10 protein-coding genes are annotated in these 12,759 nt (G+C 70.7%); 5 read left to right on the top strand and 5 right to left on the bottom strand.

Annotated elements, in window-relative coordinates; translation table 11 throughout:
• Nucleotides 1-31 precede the first annotated feature (31 nt).
• Both sufB and ACFOX0_RS09570 read right to left on the bottom strand, forming a co-directional pair.
• Nucleotides 32-1,462 carry a Fe-S cluster assembly protein SufB gene (gene sufB, locus ACFOX0_RS09575; RefSeq protein ID WP_377543715.1) on the bottom strand — a complete coding sequence of 477 codons (1,431 nt, stop codon included), beginning with the start codon at nucleotides 1,460-1,462 and terminating at the stop codon, nucleotides 32-34.
• A complete protein-coding gene (locus ACFOX0_RS09570) occupies nucleotides 1,459-2,334 on the bottom strand; it encodes a helix-turn-helix transcriptional regulator (RefSeq protein WP_377543713.1) in 876 nt (291 codons plus the stop codon). The genes sufB and ACFOX0_RS09570 overlap by 4 nt, the downstream gene beginning before the upstream one ends.
• A gap of 107 nt (nucleotides 2,335-2,441) precedes the next feature.
• Between ACFOX0_RS09570 and ACFOX0_RS09565 the strand changes: the two genes are divergently transcribed.
• Nucleotides 2,442-3,410, top strand: coding sequence for a COX15/CtaA family protein (locus ACFOX0_RS09565; protein ID WP_377544228.1), 969 nt, complete (start codon nucleotides 2,442-2,444; stop codon nucleotides 3,408-3,410).
• Between the two features lie 48 nt (nucleotides 3,411-3,458).
• On the opposite strand, the gene ACFOX0_RS09560 is transcribed toward ACFOX0_RS09565, so the two are convergent.
• From ACFOX0_RS09560 to ACFOX0_RS09550, 3 genes are all read right to left on the bottom strand, one after another.
• Nucleotides 3,459-4,370: an ATP-grasp domain-containing protein gene (locus tag ACFOX0_RS09560; RefSeq protein ID WP_377543711.1), complete on the bottom strand. Its 912-nt coding sequence runs from the start codon at nucleotides 4,368-4,370 to the stop codon at nucleotides 3,459-3,461.
• Nucleotides 4,371-4,375: 5 nt separating this feature from the next.
• Nucleotides 4,376-4,702 carry a hypothetical protein gene (locus tag ACFOX0_RS09555; protein ID WP_377543709.1) on the bottom strand — a complete coding sequence of 109 codons (327 nt, stop codon included), beginning with the start codon at nucleotides 4,700-4,702 and terminating at the stop codon, nucleotides 4,376-4,378.
• 269 nt (nucleotides 4,703-4,971) lie between these two features.
• A complete protein-coding gene (locus ACFOX0_RS09550; protein ID WP_377543707.1) occupies nucleotides 4,972-5,931 on the bottom strand; it encodes a heme o synthase in 960 nt (319 codons plus the stop codon).
• Nucleotides 5,932-6,285: 354 nt separating this feature from the next.
• Here ACFOX0_RS09550 and tkt point away from each other — a divergent pair, with 354 nt between their 5' ends.
• Genes tkt through zwf form a run of 4 tightly spaced genes read left to right on the top strand, consistent with a single transcriptional unit; the run spans nucleotide 6,286 to nucleotide 12,759 of the window.
• Complete coding sequence (gene tkt / locus ACFOX0_RS09545) at nucleotides 6,286-8,340, top strand: transketolase (protein WP_377544225.1); 2,055 nt, start codon at nucleotides 6,286-6,288, stop codon at nucleotides 8,338-8,340.
• Between the two features lie 17 nt (nucleotides 8,341-8,357).
• On the top strand, nucleotides 8,358-9,560 hold the full coding sequence (tal, locus tag ACFOX0_RS09540) for a transaldolase (protein ID WP_377543703.1): 1,203 nt from the start codon (nucleotides 8,358-8,360) through the stop codon (nucleotides 9,558-9,560).
• Nucleotides 9,557-11,215, top strand: a complete 1,659-nt coding sequence (locus ACFOX0_RS09535; protein WP_377543701.1) for a glucose-6-phosphate isomerase — start codon at nucleotides 9,557-9,559, stop codon at nucleotides 11,213-11,215. The genes tal and ACFOX0_RS09535 overlap by 4 nt, the downstream gene beginning before the upstream one ends.
• Nucleotides 11,212-12,759, top strand: coding sequence for a glucose-6-phosphate dehydrogenase (zwf, locus tag ACFOX0_RS09530; protein ID WP_377543699.1), 1,548 nt, complete (start codon nucleotides 11,212-11,214; stop codon nucleotides 12,757-12,759). The genes ACFOX0_RS09535 and zwf overlap by 4 nt, the downstream gene beginning before the upstream one ends.

Here is a 12,759-nt window from a genome sequence, read left to right as displayed (position 1 = left end):
TGATCTGTCGTCGGATCCGCCGGGTGCCGGCTCAGCCGACGGCGCCTTCCATCTGCAGCTCGATCAGGCGGTTGAGCTCCAGCGCGTACTCCATCGGCAGTTCCTTGGCGATCGGCTCGATGAAGCCACGGACGATCATCGCCATCGCCTCGTCCTCGCTCAGGCCCCGGCTCATCAGGTAGAAGAGCTGGTCGTCGCTGACCTTGGAGACGGTCGCCTCGTGCCCCATCGACACGTCGTCCTCGCGGATGTCGACGTACGGGTAGGTGTCCGACCGGGAGATGGTGTCCACCAGCAGCGCGTCGCACTTGACCGTGCTGCGGCTGTGGTGCGAGCCCTCCAGCACCTGGACCAGGCCCCGGTAGGAGGTCCGGCCGCCGCCCCGGGCGATCGACTTGGAGATGATGGTCGAGGAGGTGTGCGGCGCGGCGTGCACCATCTTGGCGCCGGCGTCCTGGTGCTGGCCCTCGCCGGCCATCGCCACCGAGAGCACCTCGCCCTTGGCGTGCTCGCCGGTCATGTACACCGCCGGGTACTTCATGGTCACCTTGGAGCCGATGTTGCCGTCGACCCACTCCATGGTCGCGCCCTCGTGGCAGACGGCGCGCTTGGTGACCAGGTTGTAGACGTTGTTCGACCAGTTCTGGATGGTCGTGTACCGGCACCGGGCGTTCTTCTTCACGATGATCTCGACGACCGCGCTGTGCAGCGAGTCGGACGAGTAGATCGGCGCGGTGCAGCCCTCGACGTAGTGCACGTACGCGCCCTCGTCGACGATGATCAGCGTCCGCTCGAACTGGCCCATGTTCTCGGTGTTGATCCGGAAGTACGCCTGCAGCGGGATCTCCACGTGCACGCCCTTCGGCACGTAGATGAACGAGCCGCCGGACCAGACCGAGGTGTTCAGCGCGGCGAACTTGTTGTCGCCGACCGGGATCACCGTGCCGAAGTACTCCTTGAAGACGTCCTCGTGCTCCTTGAGCGCGGTGTCCGTGTCGAGGAACAGGACGCCCTGCTCCTCCAGGTCCTCGCGGATCTTGTGGTAGACCACCTCGGACTCGTACTGGGCGGCGACGCCGGCCACCAGCCGCTGCTTCTCGGCCTCCGGGATGCCCAGCCGGTCGTAGGTGTTCTTGATCTCCTCGGGCAGGTCCTCCCAGCTGGCGGCCTGCTTCTCGGTGGACCGGACGAAGTACTTGATGTTGTCGAAGTCGATCCCGGTGAGGTCTGCGCCCCAGGCCGGCATCGGCTTGCGGCCGAACAGCTTCAGACCCTTCAGCCGCAGGTCGAGCATCCACTCGGGCTCGTTCTTCTTGGCGGAGATGTCCCGCACCACCGCCTCGCTGAGGCCGCGCTGGGCGGCCGTACCGGCCACGTCGGAGTCGGCCCAACCGTATTCGTACCGGCCCAGGGCGGCGAGCTGCTCCTCCTGGGTCAGGGGCTGGACGATCTGCTCGGTCATTTATCTGTCCTCACAGTGGTGACGGTGTTACCGGTCGTGTGGTCGTCCGCGCCGGCAGGCACCGGCGCGGAGGTGGTGCGGCCCGCGTCGGCCGGGGCCGGCACGGGGCGGTCCGGTTGCCGCGACTGGGCCGGGATGTGCGTGGTGCACACCCCGTCGCCGTGCGCGATGGTGGCCAGCCGCTGCACGTGGGTGCCGATCAGGCGAGAGATCACCGCGGTCTCGGCCTCGCACAGCTGGGGGAACTCCGCGGCCACATGGGCCACCGGGCAGTGGTGCTGGCACAGTTGCCCGCCGGTCGCGATCGTGGACGCGTTGGCAGCGTAGCCCTCCGCGGTGAGCACCCCGGCGAGAGCCTCCGCCCGCGCCAACGGGTCGTCGCCGGCGCCCTCCATGGCCGCCCGACAGCGTGTCTCCAGCGCGGCCACCTGTTCGGCGGCGAACGCGTAGACCGCCTCCGGTCCACCGGAGCGGGCGATCCACCGCAGCGCGGCGGTGGCCATCCCGTCGTAGGTGTGGGTGCCGCAGCGGATCCGGGCCGCGTCGGTGAGCACGAAGACCTTGGCCGGTCGTCCGCGCCGCCGGTGCCCGCGTACCGGTTGCTGACGGGAGACCACGTCACCCTCGTCGAGCATGGCGTCCAGGTGGCGGCGGATCGCGGCCGGGCTGAGCCCCAGCGCGGCACCGAGCTGGGCGGCGGTGGCCGCCCCCCGCGCCAACAGGAGCTGGATCACCCGGTCCCGGGTCCGGCCGTCTGGGCCGGGCTGGTCCGCGGTCGGGTAGACCTGGTCCGCCGCCGGGGTGGACGCGGCGGGGCCGACGGCCGAACCGGCCGTCGGCTCCTGCTCGGAGAGCATCGCCGCGTTTTTCACAACGCCAACGTTACGTATTTCAGGGAAGGCCCGCAAATCCCCGAACCGGTGATCCGGACCACCGCGACCGGGACGTCACGCTCAGCATGATCAAATCCCCGCGTACGATGACCGACGTGAGCCGAACCGGCCGTTACCTGAGCAAAAACACCCTGTCCCGGGTCGCGCTGGCCTCCGTCGTCGCCAACGTGGCGATCGTGGTCACCGGCGGCGCCGTCCGACTGACCGGATCCGGGCTGGGCTGCCCGACCTGGCCGCGCTGTACGGACGGGTCCTACGTGACGACGCCCGAAATGGGCATCTACGGGGTGATCGAGTTCAGCAACCGGATGGTCACCTTCGTGGTCGGTCTGATCGCGTTGGCCGCCCTGGTGCTGGTGCTGCTGGACCGACCCCGCCGACGGGCGCTGCTGCCGCTGGCCGTGGCGGTCTTCCTCGGCATCCCGGCGCAGGGCGTGATCGGCGGCATCACCGTGCTCACCCACCTGAATCCCTGGGTGGTCGGCCTGCACTTCCTGGCCTCGATGGCGGTGCTCTGGGCGGCGTACGCCTTCTGGCGGCGGGTCGCCGAGCCGGACGGACCGGTGACCCCGACCGTACCGACACCACTGCGCCGGCTCACCCTGCTGGTCACCGTGGTCAGCGCGGCGGTGCTGGTGATCGGGACCTGGGTGACCGGCAGCGGCCCGCACGCCGGCGACCACGGCGCGGCCCGCAACGGCCTCTCCCCTGAGTTGATCTCCCAACTGCACGCCGACGCGGTCTTCCTGTTGATCGGCCTGTCCCTCGCGGCCTGGTTCGCGATGCGCGCGGTCGGCGCCACCGGCCCGGCCCGGGCCGCCCTCGTGCTGATCGCCGTCGAACTGGGCCAGGGCCTGATCGGCCTCGTCCAGTACTTCACGCACCTGCCGGAACTCCTGGTGGGCGCGCACATGCTGGGCTCCTGCCTGGTCTGGCTGGCCACCCTCGCGCTGCACTACTCCACCCGCGAACGCACCCCAGCCACCACCCTCCCCACCACCCAGGGCCAAGATCACAGCAATGTCCCCGATTTTGCTGCCTCCTCCGCAAGCTGAGGCAGCAAAATCCGGGACATTGCCGTCTCGGGCGGGGCGGGGTACGGGTCAGGCCAGGCGGGCGACGATGGCGTCGGCGAGGCGGGCGGGGGCGTCCCGGCCGTGGGCCAGGAAGAGGGACGGCTCGGTGAGCTCCAACTCCACCAGCACCGGGCGGCCGTCGGGGCCGGGGATGAGGTCCACCCGGGCGTAGAGCAGCCGGTCGGCGTACCCGTGGGGCAGCAGCGCCAGCACCTTGCGGGCGATCGCCGCCTCTTCGAGCGACGGGGTCCGGGGCTCGATCGTCTCGGGCCGGAACAGACCGTCGACGCCGAGGTCCGGGCCGGTCAGCAGCGGGCCCTTGCGGATCGCGTGGCTGAGCTCCAACCCCGCCGGCCCGGCGAAGTACAGCAGGGCGGTCTCTCCCACGGTGTCCACCGCGGCCAGGTACGGCTGCACCATGGTCAGCCGGCCGGCCCCGGCCAACCGCCGGACGTGCTCGGCGGCGAGCCGCCGGTGATCGGAATCGGCCAGGTCGTAGCGGCCGGTGTCCCGGCTGCCGGCGCTGACCGCCGGCTTGATCACGTACTCGCCGTGGTCGGGTGGCCGCCAGGTGCTGTCACCGGGTTCGACCCAGGTGGTCGGCACGGTGGGTGCCCCGGCTGCGGACAGCGTGTCCAGGTACCGCTTGTCGGTGTTCCATCGCACGACGTCGGCCGGGTTCGCCAGGTTGGGTACGGTCGCCGCCCAGTCGACGAACTCGTCCCGGCGCGGCGCGTAGTCCCAGGTCGAACGGAGCACCGCGAGCCGGTAGTCGGTCCAGTCGGTCCCGGGGGCGTCCCAGACCACCGGTTCGGCCCGGACGCCGCGCTCGGCCAGCGGCGCGATCAGCAGCCGGTCGTCCTCGTCGAGCTGGGGGAATTCACCGCAACTAATGAGGGCGACCCGGGAGCTACCCCGGGCCGCGTGGATGCCTGCCAAGGCTTCTATCGGGCCATGGTGCGTCGGGACATCGACCGCCACAGGTCGTTGCTCGGCCGCATCTGGTCCATCAGTTCCCGCTCCCATTCATTCTCGACGGCAACTCCCGCCTCGTCGCACGCGTGGCGCGCGACGTCGGTACCGGCGGCGAACTGGTCCGCCCAGACGCCGTCCGCCCCGACGAGGACGATGCGTGCCCCCCGCTTGCCGACGTACTCGATGACCGCCTTCGCGCCGCCGTGTCCGGCGGCGAACGACCGGAGGCCGGTAACCAGGCCGTTGGGGGCCTGGGTCTGCTCGGTCGTCAGCGTCGTATCGGAACCATCTGCCATGCGGGAACTGTAAGCAGAGCGACCTTCGTCCGCCGCCGAGTTACGGACAATTTGTGATGCCAATTACCCGGAGGTTTAAGATTGACCACAGCGATAACCCCGTGATTTTTCCACCTATAGGCGATTTTGGGAGGTCGGATAAACCCGGACATAGACCATAGAAGGCAAGTCGTCGATGAATGGCTGGGAAAGGTCACCCATTCGGCCGATCATGGCAGGACCGTTAGGACCAACACGCCCGCCCGCCGGAACGCCGCAGGGTCAGTGGCTCAGAGCAGCGCGGAGACGGCCACGGCGAGGAACAGGATGGTCAGGTAGGTGTTCGACCAGTGGAACAGCCGCATCGGCTTCACCGGCTCGCCCCGGCTCGCCCGGCGGCACAGCTTGTGCGCCTCGATCAGGAAGACCGCGCCGACCACCGCGGCGGTGCCGCCGTAGATCAGGTTCGCCCCGAGCGCCCAGACGGCCAGCGAGGAGCCCACCGTCAGCCAGGCGAACAGGATGATCTCCGCGTTGACCCGGCGTACCGAGGCGACCACCGGCAGCATCGGGATGCTCGCCCGGGCGTAGTCCGCCTTGTACTTGATGGCCAGCGCGTAGAAGTGCGGCATCTGCCAGAAGAACACCACCGCGAACAGCGCCCACGCCACCGGACTCAGCGAGCCGGTCACCGCGGCCCAGCCGATCAGCACCGGCGCCGACCCGCAGGCCCCACCCCAGAAGGTGTTCTGCGTCGTGGTGCGCTTGAGCCAGATGGTGTAGACGATGTCGTAGTAGGCGATCGCGGCGGCGGTCAACCCGGCCGCCAACCAGTTGGTGAAGACCGCCATCAGGGTCACCGAGACCACGGCGAGCACCAGCCCGAACACCAGGGCGCTGCGCGGCGCGACGGTGTGCTGCGGCAACGGCCGGCGCTTGGTCCGGCGCATCAGCTGGTCGATGTCCCGGTCGATGTAGCAGTTCAGCGCGTTGGCCGCGCCCGCCGCCAGCGAACCACCGACCAGCACCACGGCGATCAGCCACAGCGGGGGCATCCCACCGGCCGCCAGCAGCATCGTCGGCACCGTTGTCACCAGCAGCAGCTCGACGATCCGCGGCTTGGTCAGCGCCACGTACGCCCGGATCACCGCCCCGAGGTCCCGCCGGCCCGCCGCCGCGCGGCCCGCCGGCACCGGCCCGGCCGGCGATCCGGCGGTGGTGGATGCGGGGCGCTCGGTGATCATGCTCACGGATTGCCACCTTCCGGCATCGGCGCAGTGGGCGGATTCGGCGCCGGCCGGAGCGGTCCGTGCGCCGACCGACAGCCTACGCGTCGCCGTTCTCGCTGCCCGGCCGACCCGTCAAGGGTGCGGGCGGTCACATCCCGGGCCCCCGTCGGCCGACTGAGCACCGAACCGAAGGGGTATGTGATGCGTGAACAGATCCGGACGCGCACGTCTAGGAACGCTCGATAGGGTCACCAGTGAGGGTTCCGCCCACATGCCGAGGAGCACACCATCGTGGCTGAAAACAAATCCACGCACGATCCGCTCAACTGGTCCGACCTCGACGGCCGGGCCGTAGACACCGTCCGGGTGCTGGCCATGGACGCCGTGGAGAAATCCGGCAACGGCCACCCGGGCACCGCGATGAGCCTCGCGCCCGCGGCGTACCTGCTTTTCAACCGCATCATGCGGCACGATCCGACCGACCCGGACTGGGCCGGCCGGGACCGGTTCGTGCTCTCCGCCGGTCACTCCAGCCTCACCCTCTACATCCAGCTCTACCTCTCCGGGTACGGGCTGGAGCTGTCCGACCTGCAGGCGCTGCGGCAGTGGGGATCGCTGACCCCGGGTCACCCGGAGCACGGCCACACCGCCGGGGTCGAGACCACCACCGGTCCACTCGGCCAGGGCATCGGCAACGCGGTCGGGATGGCGATGGCGGCCCGCCGCGAGCGCGGCCTGTTCGACCCGGACCCGGCCGTGGGTCGGTCGGTCTTCGACCACAACATCTGGTGCATCGCCTCCGACGGTGACATCGAGGAGGGCATCAGCCACGAGGCCAGCTCGCTCGCGGCGCACCAGCGGCTGGGCAACCTGACGCTGATCTACGACGACAACGAGATCTCCATCGAGGACGACACCCGGATCGCCAAGAGCGAGGACGTGGCGGCCCGCTACGCCGCGTACGGCTGGCACGTGCAGACCGTCGACTGGCGCACCGGCGACGCCGACCAGGGCGACTACCACGAGGACGTGGAGGCCCTCTACCGGGCGCTGCAGGCGGCCAAGGCGGAGACCGGCCGCCCGTCGTTCATCGCGCTGCGCACCATCATCGCCTGGCCCGCGCCGAACAAGCAGAACACCGGCAAGTCGCACGGCTCGGCCCTGGGCGCCGACGAGGTGGCGGCCACCAAGGAGCTGCTCGGCTTCGATCCGACCCGCACCTTCCAGGTCGACGACGAGGTGCTGGCGCACGCCCGGCAGGTCGCCGAGCGGGGCCGCGCCGCGCACGCGGAGTGGGACTCCGCGTACGAGAAGTGGGCCAAGGCCGATCCGGAGCGCAAGGCGCTGTACGACCGGATGCGGACCCGTACGCTGCCGACCGGCTGGACCGACGCGCTGCCCACCTTCCCGGCGGACCCCAAGGGGGTCGCCACCCGGGCCGCGTCCGGCAAGGTGCTGGAGGCGCTCGCCCCGGTGCTGCCGGAGCTGTGGGGCGGCTCGGCCGACCTGGCCGAGAGCAACAACACCACCATGAAGGGCGAGCCGTCGTTCGTCCCGAGCGACCACGCCACCAAGGACTTCCCCGGCAACGAGTACGGCCGCACCCTGCACTTCGGCATCCGCGAGCACGCCATGGGCGCCACCATGAACGGCATCGCGCTGCACGGCGGTACCCGGGTCTACGGCGGCACGTTCCTGGTCTTCAGCGACTACATGCGCCCGTCGGTCCGGCTGGCCGCGCTGATGAAGCTGCCGGTGACGTACGTCTGGACGCACGACTCGATCGGGCTGGGCGAGGACGGCCCGACCCACCAGCCGATCGAGCACCTGTCGGCGCTGCGCGCCATCCCCGGCCTGGACGTGGTCCGGCCGGCCGACGCCAACGAGACCGCCTGGGCGTGGCGGCTGGCGCTGGAGCACACCGACCGGCCGACCGCGCTGGCACTGAGCCGGCAGCCGCTGCCGACCGTCGACCGGGACCAGTACGCCCCGGCCGACGGGGTGGCCAAGGGCGGCTACGTGCTGGCCGAGGCCTCCGGCGGACAGCCGCGGGTGATCCTCATCGGCACCGGTTCCGAGGTGCAGCTCTGCCTGACCGCGCGGGAGCGGCTGGAGGCCGAGGGCACACCGACCCGGGTCGTCTCGATGCCCTGTCAGGAGTGGTTCCGGGCGCAGGACGAGGCGTACCGCGAGACGGTGCTGCCGCGTGGGGTCAAGGCCCGGGTCAGCGTCGAGGCCGCGATCGCGATGTCCTGGCACGACCTGATCGGCGACTGCGGCGAGGCGGTGAGCCTGGAGCACTACGGCGCCAGCGCCCCGCACACCGTGCTGTTCGAGCAGTTCGGCTTCACGCCCGACCGGGTGGTGGCGGCGGCGCACGCCTCGCTCACCCGGGTCGGCACCATCACCGGCAACACCACCGGCAACTGAGGAACGAGGTCTACACGATGACGGACAGATTGGGCGAACTCACGGCCGCCGGCGTGGCGGTCTGGCTCGACGACCTCTCCCGGGTACGACTCAGTTCCGGCGGGCTGGACCAGCTGCGCCGGGAGAAGCACCTGGTCGGGGTGACCACCAACCCGACCATCTTCGCCAAGGCGCTGAGCGACGCCGACGAGTACAACTGGCAGTTGCGCGACCACGCCGTACGCGGTCTGGGCGTCGAGGAGGCGGTCCGGATGACCACCACCTACGACGTGCGGTGGGCCTGTGACGTGATGCGCCCCGCGTACGACGCGTCGGACGGCGTGGACGGCCGGGTCTCGATCGAGGTCGACCCGCGACTGGCGCACGACGCCGAGAAGACCGCGGCCGAGGCCAAGTCGCTGTGGTGGCTGGTGGACCGGCCGAACCTGTTCATCAAGATCCCGGCCACCGAGGCCGGCCTGCCGGCGATCACCGCGACGCTCGCCGAGGGGATCAGTGTCAACGTCACGCTGATCTTCGGGCTGGACCGCTACTCGCAGGTGATGGACGCGTTCCTGGCTGGACTGGAACAGGCGAAGGCGAACGGCCACGACCTGTCCAAGATCGCCTCGGTGGCGTCGTTCTTCGTCTCCCGGGTCGACACCGAGGTCGACAAGCGATTGGATCGGATAGCCGGCGAGGCCGCGGACAGTTCCGCTAAAGAGCGCGCGCTGGGACTCAAGGGACGCGCCGCCGTCGCCAACGCCCGACTGGCGTACGAGCGCTACGAGAAGGTCTTCGCCGGCGACCGGTGGAAGGCGCTGGCCGACGCCGGTGCGCACCCGCAGCGGCCGCTGTGGGCGTCCACCTCCACCAAGAACCCGGACTACCGGGACGTGATCTACGTCGAGGAACTGATCGCCCCCGGCACCGTCAACACCATGCCGGAGGCGGTCATCGACGCCTTCGCCGACCACGGCGAGGTGCCCGGCGACACCATCACCGGCTCGTACGACGAGGCCCGCAAGACCCTGGACGACATCATCGCGGCCGGCGTCGACTTCGCCGACGTGATCGCCACGCTGGAGCGCGAGGGCGTGGAGAAGTTCGAGGTGAGCTGGAAGGAACTGCTCGAAGGGGTGGCCAAGTCGCTGACCGCCGCCGCCAAGGGTTCCGGCAAGCCCAACCAGGCCGCCGGCGCGAACGCCGAGGTCGCCCAGCAGGCGGGAGGAAATGCGTGAGCGACGCAGTGCGGTCCTTCACGGACGCCGCGGCCGGCCTGGCCGTGTCCGGCGCGGAGACGGTCGACAGGTCCGCCCCCGCGTCCACCCGTGCGGCGCTGGTCGCCGAGGACGTCCCGCGCAAGCTGATGGCCAAGGACCCCACCCTGTGGGGGCCGGAGGCCGAGGACGAGGCGAAGATCCGGCTCGGCTGGGTGGACACCTACCGGCGCAGCCGGGAACTGCTCCCCCAACTCGCCGAACTCAAGGCCGAGCTGGGCGACCTCGACCACGTGGTGCTCGCCGGGATGGGTGGCTCGTCGCTGGCGCCCGAGGTGATCGCCCGTACCCTGGGCAGGTCGCTGACCGTGCTGGACACCACCGATCCGGGCCAGGTCCGGGCCGCCCTCGGTGACCGGCTGGAGCGCACCGTCGTGGTGGTCTCCAGCAAGTCCGGCTCCACGGTGGAGACCGACAGCCACCGGCGGGCCTACTGGCAGGCGTTCCTGGACGCCGGCCTGACCGAGGCCGAGGCCGGCCGGCACTTCGTCATCGTCACCGACCCCGGCTCGCCGCTGGAGAACACCGCCGCCGAGATGGGCGCCTTCGTGGTGCTCGCCGACCCGGACGTCGGCGGCCGGTATTCGGCGCTGACCGCGTTCGGCCTGGTGCCGACCGCGCTGGTCGGCGTCGAGGTGGCCGACCTGCTGGACGAGGCCGAGGAACTGGCGCAGGCCCTGGCCGGCGAGAAGGACAACCCCGGCCTGGCCCTCGGCGCGGCCCTGGGCACCGCCGCCACGACGAACCGGGACAAGGTCGCCCTGGTCTCCGACGGCACCGGCATCGAGGGGCTCGGCGACTGGGCCGAGCAGCTGATCGCCGAGTCGACCGGCAAGGACGGCCTCGGCATCCTGCCCGTCGTGGTCGAGGCCCCGGACGCCCCGGGCGCCCACGGCCCCGACGTGCTGACGGTCAGCTACGGCGGCGCGAAGCCGCCGGCGACCGTACCGGGCGACGGACCGGGTCCGGACGTGGCCGTCAACGGCCCGCTCGGCGCCCAGTTCCTGGCCTGGGAGTACGCCACGGCGGTCGCCGGCCGGGTGCTCGGCATCGACCCGTTCAACCAGCCGAACGTCACCGAGTCCAAGGAGAACACCAACCGGATCCTGTCCGCCGGACTGCCCGACGAGACCCCGGCGTTCACCCAGGGCGCGGTCGAGGGCTACACCCCCACCGGTACGCCCGGCGACGACCTGACCGGCGCGCTGCGCCGGCTGCTCGACGAGCTGCCCGACGGCGGCTACCTCGCGGTGATGGCCTACCTGGACCGGTTTGCCGACGCGCCGGTGGCCGAGCTGCGGCAACTGCTGGCGGCGGCCGGCGGCAGGCCGGTCACCTTCGGTTGGGGGCCACGGTTCCTGCACTCGACCGGGCAGTACCACAAGGGTGGTCCGCAACTCGGCTCGTTCCTCCAGATCACCGGCGCGGTCAGTGACGACCTGCCGGTGCCCGGCAAGCCGTACAGCTTCGGCGAGTTGCAGGCGGCGCAGGCCGCCGGTGACCGCGAGGCGCTGGCCGGGCGCGGCCGTCCGCTGCTGCGGTTGCACCTGACCGACCGCGCGGCCGGGGTGGCGCAACTGCTCGACGCGGCGCGTAGCCTGCGGGCTGAGGGATGAGCCAGGGGACGACCGAGAAGGAGGGCGCGGTGAATCCGCTGCGCGATCCGCAGGACCGTCGGTTGCCGAGGATCCCGGAGCCGTGTGCTCTGGTCATCTTCGGGGTGACCGGCGACCTCGCCCAGAAAAAACTACTGCCCGCCGTCTACGACCTGGCCAACCGGGGGCTGCTGCCACCCGGTTTCGTGGTCCTGGGGTTCGCCCGCCGGGACTGGGGGCACGGCGACTTCGAGTCGCTGGCCCGGGAGGCGGCCCGCAAGCACGCCCGGACCCCGTGGCGGGACGAGGTGTGGGCCCGGCTGGCCGGCAACATCAAGTTCGTCGGCGGGTCGTTCGACGACGACGCCGCGTTCGACCGCCTCGCCCAGACGCTGGACGACCTGCGGGAGAGCCACGGCATCGCCGGCAACGCCGCCTTCTACTTCTCCATCCCGCCGGCGGCCTTCCCGGTGGTGCTCAAGCAGTTGGCCCGCACCGGGATGGCCGACAACGAGCGGTGCGGCGGCTGGCGCCGGGTGGTGGTGGAGAAGCCGTTCGGCAACGACCTGCCGTCGGCCAAGGAACTCAACGACCTGGTCGACGACGTGTTCACCCGGGACGACGTCTTCCGGATCGACCACTATCTGGGCAAGGAGACCGTCCAGAACATCCTCGCCCTGCGGTTCGCCAACAACCTGTTCGAGCCGCTGTGGAATTCCAAGTACGTCGACTCCGTACAGATCACCATGGCCGAGGACGTCGGGATCGGCTCCCGGGCCGGTTTCTACGACTCCGCCGGCGCGGCCCGCGACGTGCTGCAGAACCACCTGCTGCAACTGCTCGCCCTGGTGGCGATGGAGGAGCCGACCAGCTTCGACGCGCGGGAGATCCGGGCCGAGAAGCTCAAGGTGCTGCGGGCCATCAAGTTGCCCGCCGACCCGCTCCGCGACACCGTACGCGGGCAGTACCTGCCGGGCTGGGTGGCCGGCGAGCGGGCGGTCGGCTACAAGGACGAGAAGGGCGTACCGCCGGACTCCACCACCGAGACGTACGTGGCGGTGAAGCTGAACATCCAGAACCGCCGCTGGGCCGAGGTGCCGTTCTACATCCGGGCCGGCAAGCGGCTGCCGCGGCGGGTCACCGAGGTGGCCATCATGTTCAAGAAGGCGCCGCACCTGCCGTTCAACGCCGCCGACATGGAGATGCTCGGCAACAACCAGTTGGTCATCCGGGTGCAACCGGACGAGGGCGTGGTGCTGAAGTTCGGCTCCAAGGTGCCCGGCAGCACCATGGAGGTCCGCGACATCGCGATGGACTTCCAGTACGGCGAGGCGTTCACCGAGTCCAGCCCGGAGGCGTACGAGCGGCTGGTGCTGGACGTGCTGATCGGCGACCGGACCCTGTTCCCGGACGCGGCCGAGGTCGAGCAGAGCTGGCACGTCGTCGACCCGCTGGAGGCTGCCTGGGCGGGCACCGAACCGGAGCCCTACCGGGCCGGCGAGTGGGGACCACGGGCGGCCGACGAGATGCTGGCCCGCGACGGCCGGTCCTGGAGGCGTGCGTGA

Source organism: Micromonospora zhanjiangensis (assembly GCF_042650605.1).
Classification (GTDB): domain Bacteria; phylum Actinomycetota; class Actinomycetes; order Mycobacteriales; family Micromonosporaceae; genus Micromonospora_J; species Micromonospora_J zhanjiangensis.
This window is presented reverse-complemented; position numbering and strand designations above follow the sequence as displayed.

Excerpts from the sequence above, each read along its gene's own strand:
- tal (WP_377543703.1), top strand. The coding sequence starts at position 8,358 with ATGACGGACAGATTGGGCGAACTCACGGCCGCCGGCGTGGCGGTCTGG.
- zwf (WP_377543699.1), top strand. The coding sequence starts at position 11,212 with ATGAGCCAGGGGACGACCGAGAAGGAGGGCGCGGTGAATCCGCTGCGC.
- ACFOX0_RS09565 (WP_377544228.1), top strand. The coding sequence starts at position 2,442 with ATGACCGACGTGAGCCGAACCGGCCGTTACCTGAGCAAAAACACCCTG.
- ACFOX0_RS09555 (WP_377543709.1), bottom strand. The coding sequence starts at position 4,702 with ATGGCAGATGGTTCCGATACGACGCTGACGACCGAGCAGACCCAGGCC.
- sufB (WP_377543715.1), bottom strand. The coding sequence starts at position 1,462 with ATGACCGAGCAGATCGTCCAGCCCCTGACCCAGGAGGAGCAGCTCGCC.
- tkt (WP_377544225.1), top strand. The coding sequence starts at position 6,286 with ATGGACGCCGTGGAGAAATCCGGCAACGGCCACCCGGGCACCGCGATG.